The 18,132-nt window shown below is 69.0% G+C and carries 18 protein-coding genes; 15 read left to right on the top strand and 3 right to left on the bottom strand.

The genetic code is table 11. From position 1 onward, the window contains the following. Positions 1 to 38: 38 nt before the first annotated feature. From ACT86A_RS03310 to ACT86A_RS03270, 9 genes are all read left to right on the top strand, one after another. On the top strand, positions 39 to 1,073 hold the full coding sequence (locus ACT86A_RS03310) for a Ppx/GppA family phosphatase (RefSeq protein WP_445090471.1): 1,035 nt from the start codon (positions 39 to 41) through the stop codon (positions 1,071 to 1,073). Further along, positions 1,070 to 2,695 (top strand): Rv0497 family membrane protein, encoded by a 1,626-nt coding sequence (locus ACT86A_RS03305; RefSeq protein WP_445090470.1) that lies wholly within the window; start codon positions 1,070 to 1,072, stop codon positions 2,693 to 2,695. Before ACT86A_RS03310 ends, ACT86A_RS03305 begins: the two co-directional genes overlap by 4 nt. 128 nt (positions 2,696 to 2,823) lie before the next feature. Beyond that, the gene (locus tag ACT86A_RS03300; RefSeq protein ID WP_445090674.1) at positions 2,824 to 3,711 is read left to right on the top strand and encodes a sugar phosphate isomerase/epimerase family protein; all 888 of its coding nucleotides are present in this window, start codon (positions 2,824 to 2,826) and stop codon (positions 3,709 to 3,711) included. Positions 3,712 to 3,817: 106 nt separating this feature from the next. Next, positions 3,818 to 4,705, top strand: coding sequence for a thioesterase family protein (locus ACT86A_RS03295; RefSeq protein ID WP_445090469.1), 888 nt, complete (start codon positions 3,818 to 3,820; stop codon positions 4,703 to 4,705). A 32-nt stretch (positions 4,706 to 4,737) separates the two neighbouring features. Further along, entirely contained in the window at positions 4,738 to 5,556 is an 819-nt protein-coding gene (gene proC / locus ACT86A_RS03290) for a pyrroline-5-carboxylate reductase (RefSeq protein WP_445090468.1), read from the top strand. Positions 5,557 to 5,719: 163 nt separating this feature from the next. Further along, a complete protein-coding gene (locus tag ACT86A_RS03285; protein WP_445090673.1) occupies positions 5,720 to 6,004 on the top strand; it encodes a helix-turn-helix domain-containing protein in 285 nt (94 codons plus the stop codon). A gap of 226 nt (positions 6,005 to 6,230) precedes the next feature. Continuing rightward, the gene (locus ACT86A_RS03280; protein WP_003402602.1) at positions 6,231 to 6,332 is read left to right on the top strand and encodes a 30S ribosomal protein bS22; all 102 of its coding nucleotides are present in this window, start codon (positions 6,231 to 6,233) and stop codon (positions 6,330 to 6,332) included. 210 nt (positions 6,333 to 6,542) lie between these two features. Further along, positions 6,543 to 7,616 (top strand): NAD-dependent epimerase/dehydratase family protein, encoded by a 1,074-nt coding sequence (locus tag ACT86A_RS03275; protein WP_445090467.1) that lies wholly within the window; start codon positions 6,543 to 6,545, stop codon positions 7,614 to 7,616. Continuing rightward, entirely contained in the window at positions 7,613 to 8,620 is a 1,008-nt protein-coding gene (locus ACT86A_RS03270) for a lysophospholipid acyltransferase family protein (RefSeq protein WP_445090466.1), read from the top strand. The genes ACT86A_RS03275 and ACT86A_RS03270 overlap by 4 nt, the downstream gene beginning before the upstream one ends. A gap of 19 nt (positions 8,621 to 8,639) precedes the next feature. Here ACT86A_RS03270 and ACT86A_RS03265 read toward each other — a convergent pair whose 3' ends face one another. Then, positions 8,640 to 9,587: an HAD family hydrolase gene (locus ACT86A_RS03265; RefSeq protein WP_445090672.1), complete on the bottom strand. Its 948-nt coding sequence runs from the start codon at positions 9,585 to 9,587 to the stop codon at positions 8,640 to 8,642. A 217-nt stretch (positions 9,588 to 9,804) separates the two neighbouring features. Between ACT86A_RS03265 and ACT86A_RS03260 the strand changes: the two genes are divergently transcribed. From ACT86A_RS03260 to ACT86A_RS03240, 5 genes are all read left to right on the top strand, one after another. Continuing rightward, entirely contained in the window at positions 9,805 to 10,065 is a 261-nt protein-coding gene (locus tag ACT86A_RS03260) for a glutaredoxin family protein (protein ID WP_445090465.1), read from the top strand. Positions 10,066 to 10,310: 245 nt separating this feature from the next. Beyond that, on the top strand, positions 10,311 to 11,141 hold the full coding sequence (locus ACT86A_RS03255) for a redox-sensing transcriptional repressor Rex (RefSeq protein WP_445090464.1): 831 nt from the start codon (positions 10,311 to 10,313) through the stop codon (positions 11,139 to 11,141). Between the two features lie 168 nt (positions 11,142 to 11,309). Continuing rightward, the gene (locus ACT86A_RS03250; RefSeq protein WP_445090463.1) at positions 11,310 to 12,752 is read left to right on the top strand and encodes a glutamyl-tRNA reductase; all 1,443 of its coding nucleotides are present in this window, start codon (positions 11,310 to 11,312) and stop codon (positions 12,750 to 12,752) included. Beyond that, positions 12,749 to 13,804 carry a hydroxymethylbilane synthase gene (gene hemC / locus ACT86A_RS03245; protein WP_445090462.1) on the top strand — a complete coding sequence of 352 codons (1,056 nt, stop codon included), beginning with the start codon at positions 12,749 to 12,751 and terminating at the stop codon, positions 13,802 to 13,804. Before ACT86A_RS03250 ends, hemC begins: the two co-directional genes overlap by 4 nt. Before the next feature lie 64 nt (positions 13,805 to 13,868). Further along, positions 13,869 to 15,431, top strand: coding sequence for a bifunctional uroporphyrinogen-III C-methyltransferase/uroporphyrinogen-III synthase (locus tag ACT86A_RS03240; protein ID WP_445090461.1), 1,563 nt, complete (start codon positions 13,869 to 13,871; stop codon positions 15,429 to 15,431). Positions 15,432 to 15,553: 122 nt separating this feature from the next. Here the strand turns inward: ACT86A_RS03240 and ACT86A_RS03235 are convergent, their stop codons facing one another. After that, positions 15,554 to 15,826: a hypothetical protein gene (locus ACT86A_RS03235; RefSeq protein WP_445090460.1), complete on the bottom strand. Its 273-nt coding sequence runs from the start codon at positions 15,824 to 15,826 to the stop codon at positions 15,554 to 15,556. 308 nt (positions 15,827 to 16,134) lie between these two features. Beyond that, positions 16,135 to 16,920 (bottom strand): hypothetical protein, encoded by a 786-nt coding sequence (locus ACT86A_RS03230; RefSeq protein WP_445090459.1) that lies wholly within the window; start codon positions 16,918 to 16,920, stop codon positions 16,135 to 16,137. A 232-nt stretch (positions 16,921 to 17,152) separates the two neighbouring features. Here ACT86A_RS03230 and hemB point away from each other — a divergent pair, with 232 nt between their 5' ends. Next, positions 17,153 to 18,130: a porphobilinogen synthase gene (gene hemB, locus ACT86A_RS03225; RefSeq protein WP_445090458.1), complete on the top strand. Its 978-nt coding sequence runs from the start codon at positions 17,153 to 17,155 to the stop codon at positions 18,128 to 18,130. Positions 18,131 to 18,132: the final 2 nt, after the last annotated feature.

Genomic DNA, 18,132 nt, shown 5'->3' with positions numbered 1-18,132 from the left:
CTGGGCTGAAGGGCCGCAGTACCCAGTACCGTGTTCATGTGCGGCTTGGGGTACTGGATGTCGGAAGCAATACCGTTCACCTGCTGGTGGTGGACGCGCATCGTGGCGGTCACCCACTGCCCATGAGCTCGACGAAAGCGACGCTGCGGCTGTCGGAGAACATCGACGCCGCGGGCCGCATCACCGAAGCGGGCGCGCGGCGGCTGATCGACACCGTCGCCGAATTCGCCAGCATCGCCGAGACCTCCCGATGCGTCGAGCTGATGCCGTTCGCGACCTCGGCGCTGCGCGAGGCGACCAACTCCGAGGAGGTCCTCGCCGAGGTGCGCGCATCCACCGGCGTCGACCTGCGGGTGCTGTCCGGTGTCGATGAGGCGCGGCTGACCTTCCTCGCGGTGCGGCGGTGGTACGGCTGGAGCGCCGGCCGCATTCTCAATCTGGACATCGGTGGCGGGTCGCTGGAGATGACGAACGGCGGCGACGAAGAACCGGACGTCGCGTTATCGCTGCAGCTGGGTGCGGGGCGCCTGACCAGGGAATGGCTGCGCGAGGATCCGCCGGGCAAGCGCCGGGTGGCCGTGCTGCGGGACTGGCTCGACGCCGAACTGGTGGTTCCGGCGAAGAAACTGATCGAGCCGGGCAAACCCGACCTGGCCGTCGGCACGTCGAAGACGTTTCGATCGCTGGCCAGACTGACCGGGGCGGCTCCCTCCACCGCGGGGCCACGGGTGCGCCGTGCACTGACCGGCTCGGGTCTGCGCCAACTGATTGCGTTCATCTCGCGGATGACGGCGTCGGACCGTGCAGAATTGGAAGGCGTAAGTTCCGATCGGTCACAGCAATTGGTGGCTGGCGCACTGGTCGCGGAGGCGAGTATGCGGGCACTGTCGCTGGATACATTAGAGATTTGTCCGTGGGCGCTGCGCGAAGGGCTCATCCTGCGCAAACTGGATACCGATATGAATGGTGGACTCGAAGCAACCTACGCAGCGGGCCCGGCAGCCTCGGACGGTAAGCCGGCGCCGGGTGGTGGCGCCCCGCTGTCGGGACCGATCGGGACGGTGTCGTCATGACCGAGGATTCCAAACAGCTGTCGGTCGCGGAACTGCTGGCACGCAACGGCCAGCAGGGAGCCGCCTCGTCCGGTGGGGGCAGGCGCCGCCGCGGCAGCCGCAGCGTCTCCGTCGCCGAACTGACCGGAGACCTGCCGGTCATCCGGGAGGGCGGCGGACATTCGGCGCACGCGGCGCCTGATTCCGGCGCGGAAGAACCCGCAGAGGCGGAAGAACCCGCAGCCGCGTCGTCCTCGTTCGATCCGCCGGCGCCGGTTTCCTACGCACCGCAACCGGCGCCCGACCCTTCGGTGTATTCGCCCATGTCGGGCCCGATTTCGATCTACGACCCGCTGGCGGGTTACGCCCAGCCCGAACCGCCACGGACCGACAATCCACCCCGGGTCGATAATCTCGGCCCCGGTTGGTCGAGCCGGGTGATGCCGGGTCGGGAGATGCCCTCCGACACGCGGCGCGGTGTGCCCCTCGATCCGCTCTCCTCGGATACTCCGGTCTCCGAACTGTTTTCGGCCGCGCCCGGTGCTTCCGCGCCGGACCCGCAGTTCAGTGCGGCCGTGCCGGAGACGCCGCCGCGCTCCCGCCGCAGACGCAGACAAGACGAGCCGGAGGAGGAAGCCACCGAGGAACGCGGCTGGCACGAGTCGCAGGGCCGGGAGGTGCCGCCCGACTCCCGGGCCGCCGACCTCGGCCGAACCCACCACACGGAATTCGATGAGCCCGGACTCGGTCGGTCCGAGCCCGGCAGATCGCACGGGCGCCCGGAGCGCAACGGTGTCCAGGGCGGCCGCGCGGCCAGGCGCAGAGCGGCGGAGGCGGCCGAGGCGGCGGAGGAACTCGGGCCCGCCACCGCGGCGTGGTCACCGGCCACGGGCGGCTTCGCCGCGGAATCGGAGCCGCCACCCGACGCGCGCCCGAAACCGGGACGGCCACCTCTTCCTGACCCGCACCCGCAGGCGCACCGAAACGGATCCCGGAGCAACGCCGCCGGTGAAAACGGCCTTCCCGCCTGGTCTGCCCGGCGGCACAAGGGTCAGGCCCCGGCGCGCGACGCGGCCCTGGACTCCGGTGCGATCCCGACCTCCGCGTGGTCGCTGGCCAGCCAGGACCAGCAACTGGTATCCGGGCCGACGGTGGCGGGTGACCTCCTGCGCGATGGCGTCGAGCGAGCCGAGCGCGCCGCAGCGCTGCGGGGCAGGCGCGGTGGCGAACGTTCCGTGGTCGATGCCGGCGAGCTGGACGGTGCCACCGATGTCTACGAGCCGATCGAGCTGGACGACGAGGACGACGAGGACGAGGCCGCCGAGCGGCCGAGGGCTATCTCGCGCCGGTCGCGGGCCGGCCGGAATTCGGAGTACGAGGCCAACCGGCGCCAGTGGATGATCCTGGGCGGCCAGAGTGCCGGCGCGGTGATCGCGGGAATGTTGCTGTTCAAGGGTTTCGAGCGCATGTGGGAGATGCTGCCCTGGGTAGCGCTGGCCTTGGCGATGATCGCGATTCTCGGGTTGGTGGCCCTCGTGCGAATTCTGCGCCGGACCGACGATATTCTCAGCACTGTGATCGCCGTCGTCGTGGGCATCTTCGTCACGCTGGGGCCGCTAGCTTTTCTCCTCAATACGAACTGAGCAGGGAGCGGGCTGTGCGGAATATCGGGCAAGCGGGCGAGACCGGGGTGCGGCAGGCACCCGGGACGCGATCGTGGACCGGAGCCGTCTCGCCGGATGAGCCCGGCGGCGCGCCGCGACCCACGCCTATCCAGGTCGGCCTTTCGACGGCGGCGGTGTACCCGCAGAATGCCGAGGACGCGTTCCGCTACGCGGCCGAAGTCGGTTATGACGGTGTCGAATTGATGGTCTGGGCCGAACCGGCCAGTCAGAGCATCAGCACTGTGCAGACCTACTCCCGCAGATACGGTGTCCCGGTGATCGCCCTGCACGCGCCCTGCCTGCTGATCTCGCAGCGAGTGTGGGGCTCGGACCCGATCGCGAAGCTCGAGCGCAGTGTGCGCACCGCGGAGGAGCTCGGCGCGCGCACCGTGGTGGTGCACCCGCCGTTCCGCTGGCAGCGCCGCTACGCGGCGGGGTTCGCCGCGCAGGTGGCCGAGCTGGAGGACAACAGCCAGGTCATCGTCGCGGTGGAGAACATGTTCCCGATGCGGGCGGACACCTTGTTCGGTCGGCGGGAAGGCGCGGTCAGACGGCTGGAGCGCCGCGGTGGCCCGGGTCCCGCGCTGACCGCGTTCAGCCCGTCGTACGACCCCACCGATACCGGTTTCCGGCACTACACCCTCGACCTGTCGCATACCGCGATCGCGGGCACCGACGCGCTGGCACTGGCCGCCCGCATGGGGCCGGGCCTGGCCCACCTGCACCTGGCCGACGGCCGCGGCGCCGCCCACGACGAGCATCTGGTTCCCGGCGAGGGCACCCAGCCGTGTGCCGAGGTGTGCGAGAGTCTGGTCCGCGCCGGTTTCACCGGCCAGGTAGTAGCCGAGATCAACACGCAGAACGCCCGCACAACCCAGGACCGGGCCGCCATGCTGCACCGCACGCTCGCGTTCGCGCGCAGGCACCTGAACGTGGCCGCCGCCGCGCCCGAGCCGACCGGGGCGCACCGTGCCTCGGCCGAGCCGCCGATGTGACGGTCGTCCCAACCTCGGGCATAGCGCAATTCCCTGTCGCACCTTGCGTTCTACGCTGTACGAAGCTTGCGGGACAGTCCGCCGCCGATGGACGACAGGAGTGAGGATGACTTCGGAGCTGACGGCCGATTTCGGCCCGGCCGCCGCGACCGACGCGCCGTTCAGCCAGGTGTGTGCGCTGACCGAACTGCCGTCTTCCGCCTCGGATACCGGCCGCTACCTGGGCGTCATCGATGACATCTGGACTATCGGACCCAAGGTGCACGGCGGGACGATGGTCGCGGCGAGCGCGGCGGCCGCGACCAACTGGCTGCGTGCGACCGATCCGGCCCTGGTCGGCATGGCGCCGATCGCCGCCAGCTCCGACTTTCTCGGTGCGCCCGAACCCGGCGAGGTCGAGTACGAGGTGCGCGTCCGCAAGATCGGCCGCCAGATCTGCCTGGCCGGCACCGACCTTGTGCAGGGCGGTCGCGTCCTGGTGCGTACCGCGTTGACCTTCGGTCACTTGGACGACGAGAACCCGATCTACGTGCGGCAGCACACCGACATGCCGGTGCGCCCGCCCGCCGACGCGATCCGGTACGAGCCCGGCACCCTGCTGGGCGAGGTGGTGCACATCGGCCAGGGTGCCGACATCTACCTGGACCGTGCCGGTGCCCGCTTTCTGGACGGCGAGCAGGGGCCACCACACCTGCGACTGTGGATACGTCCGCGACCGGGCGACGAGCGGGACCCCGACATCGCGATGTTCTTCGCGATGATGACCGCCGATCTGAGCCCGCCGGTGCCGATGAACCTCGGTCACTTCGGCTGGGCGCCGACCGTGCAGTTGACCACCTACCTGCGCCGCAGGCCCGCGCCGGGCTGGTTGCGGATCATCGCGACCACACACGAGATCGGCGGGCGGTTGTTCGATGAGGACCATTTGGTGCTCGATTCGACCGGGGCCGTGGTCGTGCAGAGTCGTCAGCTGGCGCTCGTTCCCCAACGCTGAGCCCGAGTCCGCCCCGTCTAGCCTTGACACCCATGACGAGAATTGCGGTGATCGGCGGCGGCCGCATCGGAGAGGCGCTGGTCGCCGGGTTGCTGGAGTCCGGGCGACCGGCCAAGGATTTGGTTGTGGTGGAGACGCATCGGGAACGAGCGGATCTGCTCGCCGATCGGCTCGGTATCCGGGTCACCGACGACGTGGCCGATGCGGCCATCGGCGCGGATCTGCTGGTGATCGCGGTGAAGCCGGGCGATGTGGACGCGGTGCTCGCCCCGCTGGGGAAGGCCGAACTGGGCAGCGACCGCGATCAGGTGCTGGCCTCGTTGGCTGCTGGTGTGCCGACCGCCCGGTTGGAGGGCAAGTTGCCTGCCGGATTCCCGGTAGTGCGGGTGATGCCGAATACGCCGATGCTGGTGGGGCAGGGCATGAGCGTGATCGCGCCGGGGCGCTACGCACGCGAACAGCATCTGGAGCTGGTGACCGAGATACTCGCCGCGGTCGGCAAGGTGGTGACGGTCGCGGAGAGCCAGATGGACGCGGTCACCGCCGTGTCCGGCTCGGGGCCCGCCTACTTCTTCCTGGTCGTCGAGGCCATGGTGGACGCGGGCGTGGGGCTCGGACTGAGCCGGGACGTCGCCACTGCCCTCGTGGTGCAGACCATGGTCGGCTCTGCTGCCTTGCTGGATGAATCCGGCCAGTCCGCCGCGGAACTGCGTGCCGCGGTGACCTCGCCGGCGGGCACCACCGCCGCCGCGATGCGCGAGTTGGAGCGCGGCGGTCTGCGCTCGTCGTTCCTGGAGGCGCTCTGCGCGGCCAAACAACGGTCAGTCGAACAGGGCACGTCAACGGATTGACCGGTCTGTTGCCGATCGGAAAACCCGATTTCTCACTCCCGTCGCAGTAACACCACTGGTCCCGCTAAGCTTCAAGGAGCACGTGCGTGTCTGTTCCGCCGGTGGGGAAGCCGGCGGCGCGGACGTGCCGGAGGTCAATGGTGCAATGATGTCTTCGAATAAGATGTCTGCGAGTTCCGGAGCGTCCGGCGGCTCCGGTCCCGCAGGCGCTCGGGGGAATTCCCACACTCAACGTGACGCCGCGACACCGGGGCAATCAGTGCTCGGTGGCGGCACCCAGTTTCTCACCGTCGCGGAAGTGGCGAATCTTATGCGGGTGTCCAAGATGACGGTGTACCGGCTCGTGCACTCGGGCGAGCTGCCCGCCGTGCGCGTCGGCAGATCGTTCCGAGTGCACGCCAAGGCAGTGCACGACTATCTGGAAACCTCCTATTTCGACGCTGGATGAGGCGGTTTCGGGACCACCGCGCCGGGCCGGTACGATAGCTCTTCGGTTCGTGTTCGCCCGCCGGTGGCATCGATGTCGGTTGCCTCGTGGTTTCCGGCGGCGCGAACACGGGGCGTGAGCTTGCCGAGCGACCCCGGCTCGTCGGCCGGGGGCTCGGCGGACGGACGTCCGGTAATCGCGCACGGCGAGCGTGCGCGCCGAGTAGAGAGAACGCGAGGACAACCCTATGGGTTCTGTGATCAAGAAGCGCCGCAAGCGCATGTCGAAGAAGAAGCACCGTAAGCTGCTTCGCCGCACGCGTGTTCAGCGTCGCAAACTCGGCAAGTAAGCGTCGCTGTGTGGTAGCTGCGTCGGGCCCGTCACCAATAGGTGACGGGCCTTTCGTTTGAAAGTTGAAATTTTGAATATCACCATTTGTATCGCGTGGCTGAAGTCATCGTTAGATCCTGGTTAATACTCTCGGTGAGCGGGTAGCCACCCGCTACGCTAGGACCGGGAATTAATCACATGGCGGCTGGCCGATGGGAAGCGGGTGCCGGTGGGTTCTGAGGGTCGGGAAGGGCACACACCGAAGGTCGTGCTGGTCACCGGGGCCAGCCGGTTCTTCGGCGGCACTGTTGTCGCACGACTGGCTCAGGATCACAGTATCGAACGCATTCTCGCCGTCGACACGATGACACCCGGCCGAGAGTTGCAGCGGCGCATGGGCCGCGCGGAATTCGTGCGCGCCGACATTCGAAACCCCTTGATCCGTAAGGTGATCGATGGTGGCCGGGTGGACACCGTGGTGCACGCCGCGGTACTGGCCCGCCCACCGGCGGGCGGCGGTCGCGCGGTGATGAAGGATTTGAACGTCCTCGGCGCGATGCAACTGTTTGCGGTGTGCCAGAAGGCGCCGTCGGTGCGTCGGGTGGTGTTGCGCTCCTCGTCGGCGGTGTACGGATGCAGCGCGAAAGATCCCGCGAAATTCAGCGAGGAAATGAGTGCGCGCACGCCGCCGAGGGGAGGGTTTGCGCGCGATCTGATCGATATCGAGGGTTACGTTCGCGGGCTCGCGCGTCGACGTCCGGATATCGCCACATCAATTCTGCGCTTCGCCCCGATTGTCGGGCCGCGGCTGGCCGCCCGGGGCGTGCAATATCTGCGGTCGCCGGTGACGCCCACCGTATTCGGCCGGGACGCCAGGATGCAGCTGTTGCACGAGGAGGACGCGGTGGCCGCGCTGACCCTCGCGGCGCGCACCATGGCGAGCGGCACCTACAACATCGCGGGTGACGGTGCGCTGTCGCTGTCGCAAGCGGTTCGGCGGGCGGGCCGGGTCGAGTTGCCGGTGCCGTTCACGGTGTTCCGCACCGCGGGGCGCCTGGTGATGGGAACGGTGATGCGGGAGTTCTCCACCGAACAGCTCGACTATTTCCATTTCGGCTGTGGCCTGGACACCACGCGGATGCGCACCGAACTCGGGTTCGAACCGCGCTGGACAACGGTACAGGCGTTCGACGACTTCATCGGGGGCGCAGCGTTGCGGCCCGTGGTCGATCCAACATGGATCGACGCCGCAGAACAAAAACTGCTCGGCCTGTTCGGGGCCGGTACGGGAGCACACGAATGAGTGACGTAGCGAAGGTCATCCAACTGCACGACCTCCAGGTCGAAGCGCGTCAGCGGCTCGCGCCGCGACGTATGTCCGCTCCCAGCCCGGTGACGTCGCTGATCGAGCGGCGCGCCGCGGTGGCACCGCCCCCGCCGCGGTCGGTGACCGACATGCTGCGCGGCGCGCTCGGCAAACAGGTCGCCAAGACCGCCGATTTCGCCCGCCGCAGGCTCACCGGCGACTATCAGGTCGACGAGTTCGGCTTCGACGAACACCTGCTCGAATCGCTGATCCTGCCCGCGCTGCGCCCGCTGTCGGATCTGTGGTTCCGGGTGGAGGTCAGCGGAATGGACAACATCCCCGAGGCCGGTGGCGCGCTGATCGTGGCCAACCACGCCGGTACCGTGCCACTGGACGGGCTGATGCTGCAGCTGGCCGTGCACGATCGCCACCCCAAGCAGCGTGCGCTGCGCCTGCTGGCCGCCGACCTGATCTTCGAGCTGCCGGTCCTCGGCGTCCTGGCTCGCAAGGCCGGGCACACGCTCGCCTGCCGCGAGGACGCCGAGCGCCTGCTGCGCGCCGGCGAACTGACCGGCGTGTTTCCCGAAGGCTTCAAAGGCGTCGGCAAGCAGTACACCGACCGCTACAAGTTGCAGCGTTTCGGCCGTGGCGGTTTCGTCGCCGCGGCGGTGCGCACCGGAGTGCCGATCATCCCGTGCTCCATCGTCGGTTCCGAGGAGATCTATCCCAAGCTGGCTGATCTCAAGCCGCTGGCGCGGTTGCTCGGGCTGCCCTATTTCCCGGTGACGCCGCTGTTCCCGCACCTGGGTGTGCTCGGCGCGGTGCCGCTGCCATCGAAGTGGTACATCGAGTTCGGCACCCCCGTCGCGACCACCGTTTACGAGCCGGAGGCGGCCGACGATCCGATGACCATGTTCGAGATCACCGATCAGGTGCGCGAGACCATCCAGCAGACGCTCTACAAGCTGCTCACCAAGCGCCGCAACGTTTTCACGGGGTAATTGTTCACGGGGTAATCGGCTAGCCGCCGTCGCGCCGACGGGTCACCGCCGCGGCGACGGCGCCGCCGGCGGCGCCGAGGGCGAGCGCGGTCGGGACGCCGATCTTGGCGGCCTTGCGCCCGGTCCGGAAATCGCGGATCTCCCAGCCCCGATTCTTGGCCACCTCGCGCAGATCCGAATCCGGGTTGATCGCCACCGCCGTTCCGACCAGCGAAAGCATCGGCACGTCGTTGTGGCTGTCGGAGTAGGCCGTACACCGCTTGAGATTCAGGCCCTCGCGGATCGCCAGCGTGCGCACCGCGTGCGCCTTGCCGAGTCCGTGCAGGATGTCACCGACCAGGCGTCCGGTGAACGTGCCGTCCACGCTTTCGGCGACGGTGCCCAGCGCACCGGTCAGCCCGAGCCGTTTCGCGATCACCTGGGCCAGCTCGACGGGCGTCGCGGTCACCAGCCACACCTGCTGGCCCGCGTCCAGGTGCATCTGCGCGAGCGCGCGGGTGCCGGGCCAGATCTTGTCGGCGATGATCTCGTCGTAGATCTCCTCACCGAGCGCGGCCAGTTCGGCGGTGGAGCGACCGGCGATGAACGCCAGCGCCTTTTCCTTGCCGCTGGCCATATCGGTGCTGCTTTCCTTACCCGTGACCCGGAATTTCACCTGCTTCCACGCGACGTCTACCAGGTCGGAGGTCTTGAAGTACTTGCGCGCGGCGAGCCCGCGGGCGAAATGGATGATCGACGCGCCCTGCACCATCGTGTTGTCGACATCGAAGAACGCCGCCGCGGTCAGATCCCGCGGCGCCTCCGGTCCGGCCGCTTCCGCCTCGCCCGCGGCCAGCTCGGCGTCGTGCAACGTGAGTGCGGCGTCCGCGCTCGCCTCACCGGCCAGGTTGGCGCGCAATTCCTCTTCGCTCGGTCCGAAGGGGCTGCGCGAGATGCGGGCGAGCTGGTCGTGCAGCCCCTGGCCCATCTGGCTCCACCGCGCCGGAAACTCACCGAACCGTCCCGCGATGAATCCGGCCCTTGCCACCTTCGATCGTTCCGGCACCAGTACCTCCGCCCGTCGCGCGAACCATGTCAACAGTAACCGGAGCGGGTGACAGTCACGGCGGAAGGCGGCGTGCGACACAAACGAGTGGCACCTACCGGGCCCGCGGGGCGCGCAGGCCCCCGATTAAATATCCGTCATGACCAATCCCACACATTCGGTGACATTGCTTACCCGAGTCGGCTGCGGCCTGTGTGCGACGGCGTGGGAACAGTTGCGTGCGATCTGCGCCGAATTCGGTATCGAACCGCGAACCATCGACGTCGATGAAGCCGCCGCAACCGACCCTGGCCTGCGCGCGGAGTACGGTGACCGGCTTCCCGTCGTGCTACTCGACGGCCGCGAGCACAGCTATTTCGATGTCGACGAGAACCGGCTACGGGCGGACCTGGCGCGCTGAACGATGGCATTTCCGGCCCGTTTCGGCCGTTATGCTGGTCGAGGCGGAAAATGAGGCCAATTTCACCGACTTTGTGCAGGGCTTCACAAGCAGATACGGTGGTGGCACGCGACCCGCATGCCGAGGCTGCGGAGCCGCCCCCCCGAAATGCGAAACTTCGACACCATGGCACCGGACCGTTTCCGGGCCAGCGGGTCGAGCGACGAACCGGTGCCAGAGGTGCGCCGGGACGAGGAGCCGACGACGTGACAGAGCAGCATGAGGCGCCAGGTGGCGTCTCCGGCAGGGCTCTGCAGAAAGACATCCCGCAGGCCACTGTCGCGCGGCTGGCTACCTATCTCCGGGTCCTCGCCCTATTGGCCGACGACAGTGTGGCCATCGTATCGAGTGAGGAACTGGCTGTCGCGGCGGGTGTCAATTCGGCCAAATTACGTAAGGACCTATCCTTCCTCGGCCCCAACGGAGTTCGTGGTGTCGGGTACGACGTGGCCAAGCTGCGGTCCCGGATCGAGGATGTGCTCGGCCTGTCGAAGGGGCACCGCGTGGTGCTGGTGGGGGCGGGCAATCTGGGCCGGGCACTGGTCGGGTACGGCGGCTTCCGGCGGCGCGGCTTCAGCGTGGTCGGCATGTTCGACAGCCACCCCGAGGTGATCGGCATGACGGTCGCCGGTCTGGTGGTGCGTGATGTCGCCGAACTGGCCGAAGCGGTCGCCGAGCTGGAGCCCACCATCGCGGTCATCACCGTTCCCGATGACGCGGCCCAAGACGTGTGTGACCGGCTCGTCGCGGCCGGTCTGCCGTCGATCCTGAGTTTCGCCCCGTGCGAGCTGGTCGCGCCGGCGTCGGTCGAGGTGCGCCGCGTCGATCTGGCCGTCGAGATGCAAATGCTTTCCTTCGAACAGGTGCGCAATGCGGAGCAGACCTCGCTACCCGAGGTCGCGCACGGCGGGTCGGGCCGTATCGGCCATCGCCTGCCGACACCGCACGCGGGATCCGCGCACCCGGTCCTTCAGCACTCGACAACCCCGCATAAGGCAACGGAGCCAAGCAGCAAGGGATCGGTGGTCACACCATGAGTGAGCGCAGCGAGCGGATCTATCAGCGCGGCACGGCGATGCCGAGCAATAGCGAGGCCCGGGCATGAGCGGTCAAGCCTGGAGGCGGCAGCGCAGCGTGGCCACGGAGGGCTCCGCTCATGCCCAGATGAGACACGGCATGAGCGGTCAAGCCTGGAGGGTCGCGGCATGAGCGTTCTCGTCGTCGGCATCTCGCATCGCAGTGCGCCGGTATCGGTGCTGGAGAAAGTGGCCATCACCGATGCCGACCGGCCGAAACTGATCGCCCGCCTGATCGCCTCCAGCCACGTGTCCGAGGTGATGATCGTCTCCACCTGCAACCGCGTGGAGGTCTACGCGGTGGTGGACGCCTTCCACGGCGGCCTGGCCGAGATCGGCGACCTGCTCGCCGAGCACTCCGGTCTGCCGATGCCCGATCTGACCAAGCATGCCTACGTCCGCTATTCGGAGGCTGCCGTCGAGCATTTGTTCGCGGTGGCCAGTGGCCTTGACTCGATGGTGGTCGGCGAGCAGCAGGTACTCAGCCAGATTCGCGGAGCCTATGCCTCAGCCGACGCGCAGCAGGCTGTCGGGCGGACCCTGCACGAGCTGGCCCAGCACGCATTGCGGGTGGGCAAGCGGGTGCACGCCGAGACCGGGATCGACCGCGCGGGCGCGTCGGTGGTGTCGGTGGCACTGGACCGTGCCCAGCATGTGCTCGGGCCGCTGGCCGGCCGGACGGCCGCGGTCGTCGGAGCGGGCGCGATGGGCGGTCTCGCGGTAGCGCACCTTTCGCGTGCGGGAATCGGCCGGATCATCGTGGTGAACCGCACGATCGGACGGGCGCGCAGGCTCGCCGAGACGGCGCGCACGCACGGTGTCGTGGCCGACGCGAAAGAGCTGTTCCGGCTTCCCGAGGCGATGGCCGCGGCCGACGTGGTGGTCACCTGTACCGGCGCGGTCGGCGTGGTCGTGACGCTCGCCGACACGCACCGCGCACTGACCGACCGCGAGCGCGGCGAGGACTTCGCGACGGTGGAGCGCCCGCTGGTGTTCTGTGATCTCGGCCTGCCCCGCGATGTGGAGCACGCCGTGGCCGGGCTGCCGGGCGTCACGCTCATCGATATCGAGACGTTGCAGCGCGATCCCGCCGCGGGCGCCGCCGCCGCCGACACCGCGGCCGCCCGCTCGATCGTCGCAGGCGAACTCGCCAGATACCTTGCCGGACAGCGGATGGCCGAAGTCACCCCGACCGTTGCCGCGCTGCGCCAGCGCGCGGCGGAGGTGGTCGAAGCCGAACTGCTGCGGCTGGATTCGCGGCTGCCCGGCCTGGCCGACCCGGAGCGCAACGAGGTCGCGCGCACCGTCCGCCGGGTGGTCGACAAGCTGCTGCACGCACCGACCGTACGGGTCAAGCAGTTGGCATCCACGCCGGGCGGCGACAGCTACGCCGAGGCGTTGCGCGAACTGTTCGAACTGAAGCCGGGTGCGGCGCAGGCAGTCGCGGCGCCGATGGAGATCACCGCGCTGGCCGGCGATCGCGGCGAGATCACACTGGCCGACGGAGAGATCGCGCTGGCCGACGACTTCACCGCCGGGCATCGCGGCGAGGAACAGGGGCAGACGACATGACCATGGTGCATCACCAAGGCAACTCGACCACGGACGGCACCCGCGCGCCGTGGCGGATCGGCACCCGGGGGAGCCTGCTCGCGCTCACCCAGGCGGGCACGGTGCGCGACGCGCTGATCGCCGCCGGGCACCCGGCAGAACTGGTTGTGATCAAGACCGCCGGAGACCTGTCCGCCGATCCGGTGCAGAAGATCGGCGTCGGCGTGTTCACCTCCGCGCTGCGCGACGAACTGGCCGCAGGCGCGATCGACATCGCGGTGCATTCCTATAAGGATCTGCCGACCGCGCAGGACCCGCGCTTCACCATCGCCGCCATCCCGCCCAGGGAGGATCCGCGTGATGCCCTGGTCGCGCGCGATGGACTGGTGCTGGGCGAGCTGCCGGCGGGAGCCAAGGTCGGCACCTCCGCGCCGCGCCGCGCCGCGCAGCTGCGGGCGCTCGGTCTCGGTCTGGACATCGTCCCGTTGCGCGGCAACCTGGACACCCGCCTGCGCAAGGTCAGCGAGGGTGAACTGGACGCCGTCGTGGTGGCCAGAGCCGGGCTGGCCCGCATCGAGCGGCTGGACGTGGTCACCGAGGCGCTGGAGCCGGTGCAGATGCTGCCCGCACCCGCCCAGGGCGCGCTGGCCGTGGAGTGCCGCAGCGCTGATGCCGCCGTCGTGGAGATCCTCACCGGCCTGGACGACGCGGCCACCCGCGCGTCCGTGCTCGCCGAACGGTCACTGTTGGCCGAGCTGGAGGCCGGCTGTACCGCGCCGATCGGAGCGCTCGCCGAGGTGGTCGAGTCGCTCGATGACGACGGACGGATCGTGGAGGAACTATCGCTGCGCGCATGCGCGGCGGCCGTCGACGGGGCCGACGTGTTGCGGGCGTCGGTGGTCGGCGCCCCGGCGGACGCGGCGCAGCTCGGCCGTGCGTTGGCCCGCGAGTTGCTCGATATGGGCGCGCGCGAGCTGCTGGCCACCGAGCCAGATGACGGTTCACTCACCCGGGCGGTGAGTCCGCCCGCCCCAGACTTGCCCAACCCCAGCCCAATGGAGAACAGCCGATGAGCGACCGAATCGTAGGCGCCTTGCCTTCGGGCACGCCGGAGCCGAGCGTAAGCGAGGTGCAGGCATGAGCCGAGGCACGAAGAAGCACCCCGGTCGGATCCTTTTCGTCGGATCCGGTCCCGGCGACCCGGCCCTGCTCACCGTGCGGGCCCGTGCAGTGATCGGACGGGCGACGCTGGCTTTCACCGATCCGGACGTCGACAAGGGCGTGCTGGCCTTGATCGGCACGGAGGTCGAGCCGGGACCTGATGGCGAACGCCCCGTCGACGTGCGACCCGCGCTGGGCGAACCCGCCGAAGTGGCCAAGACGCTGATCGCCGAGGCACGGACCGGGCACGACGTGGTGCGCGTGGTCGCGGGCGACCCACTGACCGCGGACTCGGTGATCGCCGAGGTCAACGCCGTCACCCGGTCGCACATGGTCTTCGAGGTGCTGCCCGGTCTGCCCAATGGCTCGGCGGTGCCCAGTTACGCGGGCATAGCGCTCGGCTCGGGGCACACCGAGGCCGATGTGCGCGGTGAGGTCGACTGGGCCGCGCTGGCCGCCGCACCTGGCCCGCTCGTGCTGCACGCGACCTCCGGGCATCTCGCCGAAACCGCGAGTGCCCTGGTCGAGCACGGCATGGCGCCGCAGACCCCGGTGGCGGTCACGGTGCGCGGCACCACCCGTCAGCAGCGCACCATCGAGGCGACCTTGGCCACGCTGAACAGCGCGGCCTCGGAGCTGGTCGGTCCGCTGGTGGTGACGATCGGTAAGGCGGTCGCGCACCGCTCGAAGATGTCCTGGTGGGAATCGCGCGCGCTGTACGGCTGGACCGTGCTGGTGCCGCGCACCAAGGAGCAGGCATCCGAGATGAGCGATCGGCTCGTCACCCACGGTGCCATCCCGATGGAGGTGCCGACCATCGCGGTCGAGCCGCCGCGCAGCCCGGCGCAGATGGAGCGCGCGGTCAAGGGTTTGGTCGACGGGCGCTACCAGTGGGTGGTGTTCACCTCCACCAACGCGGTGCGCGCGGTCTGGGAGAAGTTCGCCGAATTCGGTTTGGACGCACGGGCGTTCTCCGGTGTGAAGATCGCCTGTGTCGGTGAGGCCACTGCGGACAAGGTGCGCGCGTTCGGTATCAACCCGGAGTTGGTGCCGAGCGGTGAGCAATCCTCGGAGGGGCTGCTTGCCGACTTCCCGCCCTACGACGACGTTTTCGACCCGGTGAACCGGGTGCTCCTGCCGCGTGCGGACATCGCCACCGAGACGCTGGCCGAGGGTCTGCGCGATCGTGGGTGGGAGATCGACGACGTTACGGCCTACCGCACGGTGCGCGCCTCGCCGCCGCCCGCGGAGACCCGCGAGATGATCAAGACCGGCGGTTTCGACGCGGTCCTGTTCACCTCGTCCTCCACAGTGCGCAATCTGGTCGGCATCGCGGGCAAGCCGCACGCGCGCACGATCGTGGCGTGCATCGGCCCGAAGACCGCCGAAACCGCCGTCGAGTTCGGTCTGCGTGTGGACGTGCAGCCCGAGGTGGCTCAGGTCGGTCCGCTGGTCGAGGCACTGGCGGAGCATGCCGCCCGCCTGCGCGCCGAGGGATTGCTGCCGCCGCCGCGCAAGAAGAGCCGCCGCAGCCGCTGAGCTGTGTTCGATTCGCAGCGCCTGCGGCGCCGCGAACACGGCAGATGCTTCGTTCGGTGCCGAAGCGTTGCGCTCGATTCGGGCTTCGGGCGGTCTGCGACGGCGAGCCTCGCCCAGCGGTTTCAGTACCGCCTGCGCATCAGGGTGCGGACCATGGTGCAGGTGGCGTCGGAGGGCGGTCGGATGCCGATCACCTCGGCGGTATGCCTGATCCGCTTGTTGGTGGCGTAACTCGGTGCGTAGACGCCCGAGTCGAGCAGGGCGATTGCCAGGCGCATCGCTTTCAGGCGCCGGTTGTGCAGGACGTACCACGCCCGGGGGCGGCCCGGTGGCAGCGGGCGCTTCGGCAACGGCGTGTAGGGGCGATCGATGAGAACGGTTTGCGGTGTGCGCACTGGCGTCCCTCCCGTGGCGATCGGGGGCGAGCCCCCTCGAACATATCTTCGATTCTACCGCGTGGTACCGACAAACTCCGCTGGCCACAAGGGTTTTCATGGAATGGTGCACAGATTGTGCAGCAGCCGCAGCGACTGCGGCGGGCCGGGGGAGGGCGGTGGCGCGTTCGAGTCACGGTCCGGACTCCTGCTGGGCCGGCGTGCGACCGCTCGCGATCGCAGCGACGGTCCGCAACGGTTCGATCCCGCTCGGCGGCTCGGTCGGGTCGGCGCGCCTGCTCGGGCGGAGTCGGCGGCCGGTATGCCGATCATCGCCGCTGCCCGAGCGGGGCCGGGTAGCCATGCTCGCGCGCATACGCGATCAGCTGCGCGTCATAGCTGCTGAGGCTGTTCAGTAGCCAGGCGTGTCCAGTGTCCTTGACGACCACGATCGGTCCTCGGGTGCCCGGGGGGAGCGTGGGCATCGCGCCGTCGGTATACCAGGACGTGGTCGACCACGGAAAGATGAAGGCCCAGCCGATGTCACAGACCCGCTCCGGCGGCCCCAGCTGTAAGGGGTCGGCCGGCGTGCTGTACTGGGCGCTGTGCATCGCGAGCAGGTGCCGTGCGCTGTTACGGGCCACCCGCACATCCAGCGGCCCGGCGGCGGTGTCCGGGAACGGCAGATTCGCCTCGGTCCCGGTGAGTAGCTGTCGGCCCGCCCCCGCCGTCACCGGGCACGGCATGCTCTGCAGGCGGAGGAAGAGCGTACGCGCGGTGTCGGAGTACCGCAGCCCGACGGTCGCGTCCGCGGTACGGCCGGCCAGGTGGGTGCCGCGGCTGCGCCGCCATTCGGGCTCGTCGAGGCGGATGCCGAGGGTGGTGCAAGCGGTGTGCGCGCTGGGCATGAGCCGCGGATCGGCCCACTGCCGCGCGACGAACTCGACGTAGACGTTCTGCGCGGTGGCGTCGGTGGCACGCCAGGCGCGCAGCGTGGTCGCAGGCGGGGGCAGGCCGCCGGTCAGCACCGGCCACCAGTCCGACAGCAGCACCGCCGCCCATGATTCGAAGTCGGCGGCTCTGGCCAGCGAGATGTCGTTGTGTGGATCGGTCATCGCAGTCCCCCAGCGGGTCTCGCTCAGTCGGAGTATGCGCCTCGGGATGAGGTCTCATATGTGATTTCGCACACCGTTACCTCTCGGATGACAGGTCGCCGCGAAGACGTGTCCCGCACCACCGGCAGCTGCTCGCACAGCGCGGTGTCGTGCGCTGCGCCCAGGGGCCGGCCGGTCCCTGGGCTCCCGGGCGCTCGCGACAGCGGATCGGACCGGGCGTATCGTGCGATTCATGACCGGAATGGACCGCCCGCGGCGGTTGCGCCGTACCCCGGCTTTGCGTCGTCTCGTGGCCGAAACCACACTGGAACCACGGCAATTGGTGCTGCCTATGTTCGTCGCCGACGGGCTGGTGGAACCGCGCGCGATCGGCTCGATGCCGGGAGTGGTGCAACATTCGCTGGACTCGCTACGCAAGGCCGCCGTCGAGGCGGTCACGGCAGGCGTCGGCGGGATCATGTTGTTCGGCGTGCCCCGTCCCGAAGACAAAGACGCCGTCGGCAGTCAGGCCGACGATCCGCAAGGCATCCTCAACCGAGGTCTGCGCGCGCTCGCCGACGAGGTGGGGGATTCGACCGTAGTCATGGCCGACACCTGCCTGGACGAGTTCACCGACCACGGCCACTGCGGGGTGGTCGCGGCCGACGGCACCGTCGACAACGACGCCACGCTGGGCCGCTACGTCGAGATGGCACTCGCTCAGGCCGAAGCCGGTGCCGACCTGCTCGGCACCAGCGGCATGATGGACGGTCAGGTCGGCGCGATCCGGCACGGACTGGACGCGGCCGGGCGCACCGATACCGGCATTCTGGCCTACTCCGCGAAGTACGCCTCGGCGTTCTACGGCCCGTTCCGTGAGGCGGTGGGTTCGTCGCTGCAAGGCGACCGGCGCACCTACCAGCAGGACCCGGCCAATCGCCGCGAGGCGATCCGCGAAGTGGAGTTGGACCTCGCCGAGGGCGCGGACATCGTCATGGTGAAGCCGGCCATGTCGTATCTGGACATCCTGCGCGATGTCGCGGACCGCTCGACCGTCCCGGTCGCCGCCTACCAGATCTCCGGTGAGTACGCGATGATCACGGCCGCCGCCGAGCGCGGGTGGATCGATCGCCGCGGCGCCATTCTCGAGTCGTTGCTCGGTATCCGCCGGGCGGGTGCGGACATCGTGCTCACCTACTGGGCGACCGAGGCCGCGCACTGGCTGTCGTGACG

The sequence above is a fragment of the Nocardia glycosmidis genome (assembly GCF_052545115.1).
Note: the sequence above shows the minus strand (reverse complement) of the source record. Positions and strands in the feature narration are given on the sequence as shown.

Coding starts and splice junctions, on each gene's coding strand:
- ACT86A_RS03305 (WP_445090470.1), top strand. CDS start 1,070: ATGACCGAGGATTCCAAACAGCTGTCGGTCGCGGAACTGCTGGCACGC.
- ACT86A_RS03295 (WP_445090469.1), top strand. CDS start 3,818: ATGACTTCGGAGCTGACGGCCGATTTCGGCCCGGCCGCCGCGACCGAC.
- proC (WP_445090468.1), top strand. CDS start 4,738: ATGACGAGAATTGCGGTGATCGGCGGCGGCCGCATCGGAGAGGCGCTG.
- ACT86A_RS03285 (WP_445090673.1), top strand. CDS start 5,720: ATGTCTGCGAGTTCCGGAGCGTCCGGCGGCTCCGGTCCCGCAGGCGCT.
- ACT86A_RS03280 (WP_003402602.1), top strand. CDS start 6,231: ATGGGTTCTGTGATCAAGAAGCGCCGCAAGCGCATGTCGAAGAAGAAG.
- ACT86A_RS03270 (WP_445090466.1), top strand. CDS start 7,613: ATGAGTGACGTAGCGAAGGTCATCCAACTGCACGACCTCCAGGTCGAA.
- ACT86A_RS03265 (WP_445090672.1), bottom strand. CDS start 9,587: ATGGGCCAGGGGCTGCACGACCAGCTCGCCCGCATCTCGCGCAGCCCC.
- ACT86A_RS03260 (WP_445090465.1), top strand. CDS start 9,805: ATGACCAATCCCACACATTCGGTGACATTGCTTACCCGAGTCGGCTGC.
- ACT86A_RS03250 (WP_445090463.1), top strand. CDS start 11,310: ATGAGCGTTCTCGTCGTCGGCATCTCGCATCGCAGTGCGCCGGTATCG.
- hemC (WP_445090462.1), top strand. CDS start 12,749: ATGACCATGGTGCATCACCAAGGCAACTCGACCACGGACGGCACCCGC.
- ACT86A_RS03240 (WP_445090461.1), top strand. CDS start 13,869: ATGAGCCGAGGCACGAAGAAGCACCCCGGTCGGATCCTTTTCGTCGGA.
- ACT86A_RS03230 (WP_445090459.1), bottom strand. CDS start 16,920: ATGACCGATCCACACAACGACATCTCGCTGGCCAGAGCCGCCGACTTC.
- hemB (WP_445090458.1), top strand. CDS start 17,153: ATGACCGGAATGGACCGCCCGCGGCGGTTGCGCCGTACCCCGGCTTTG.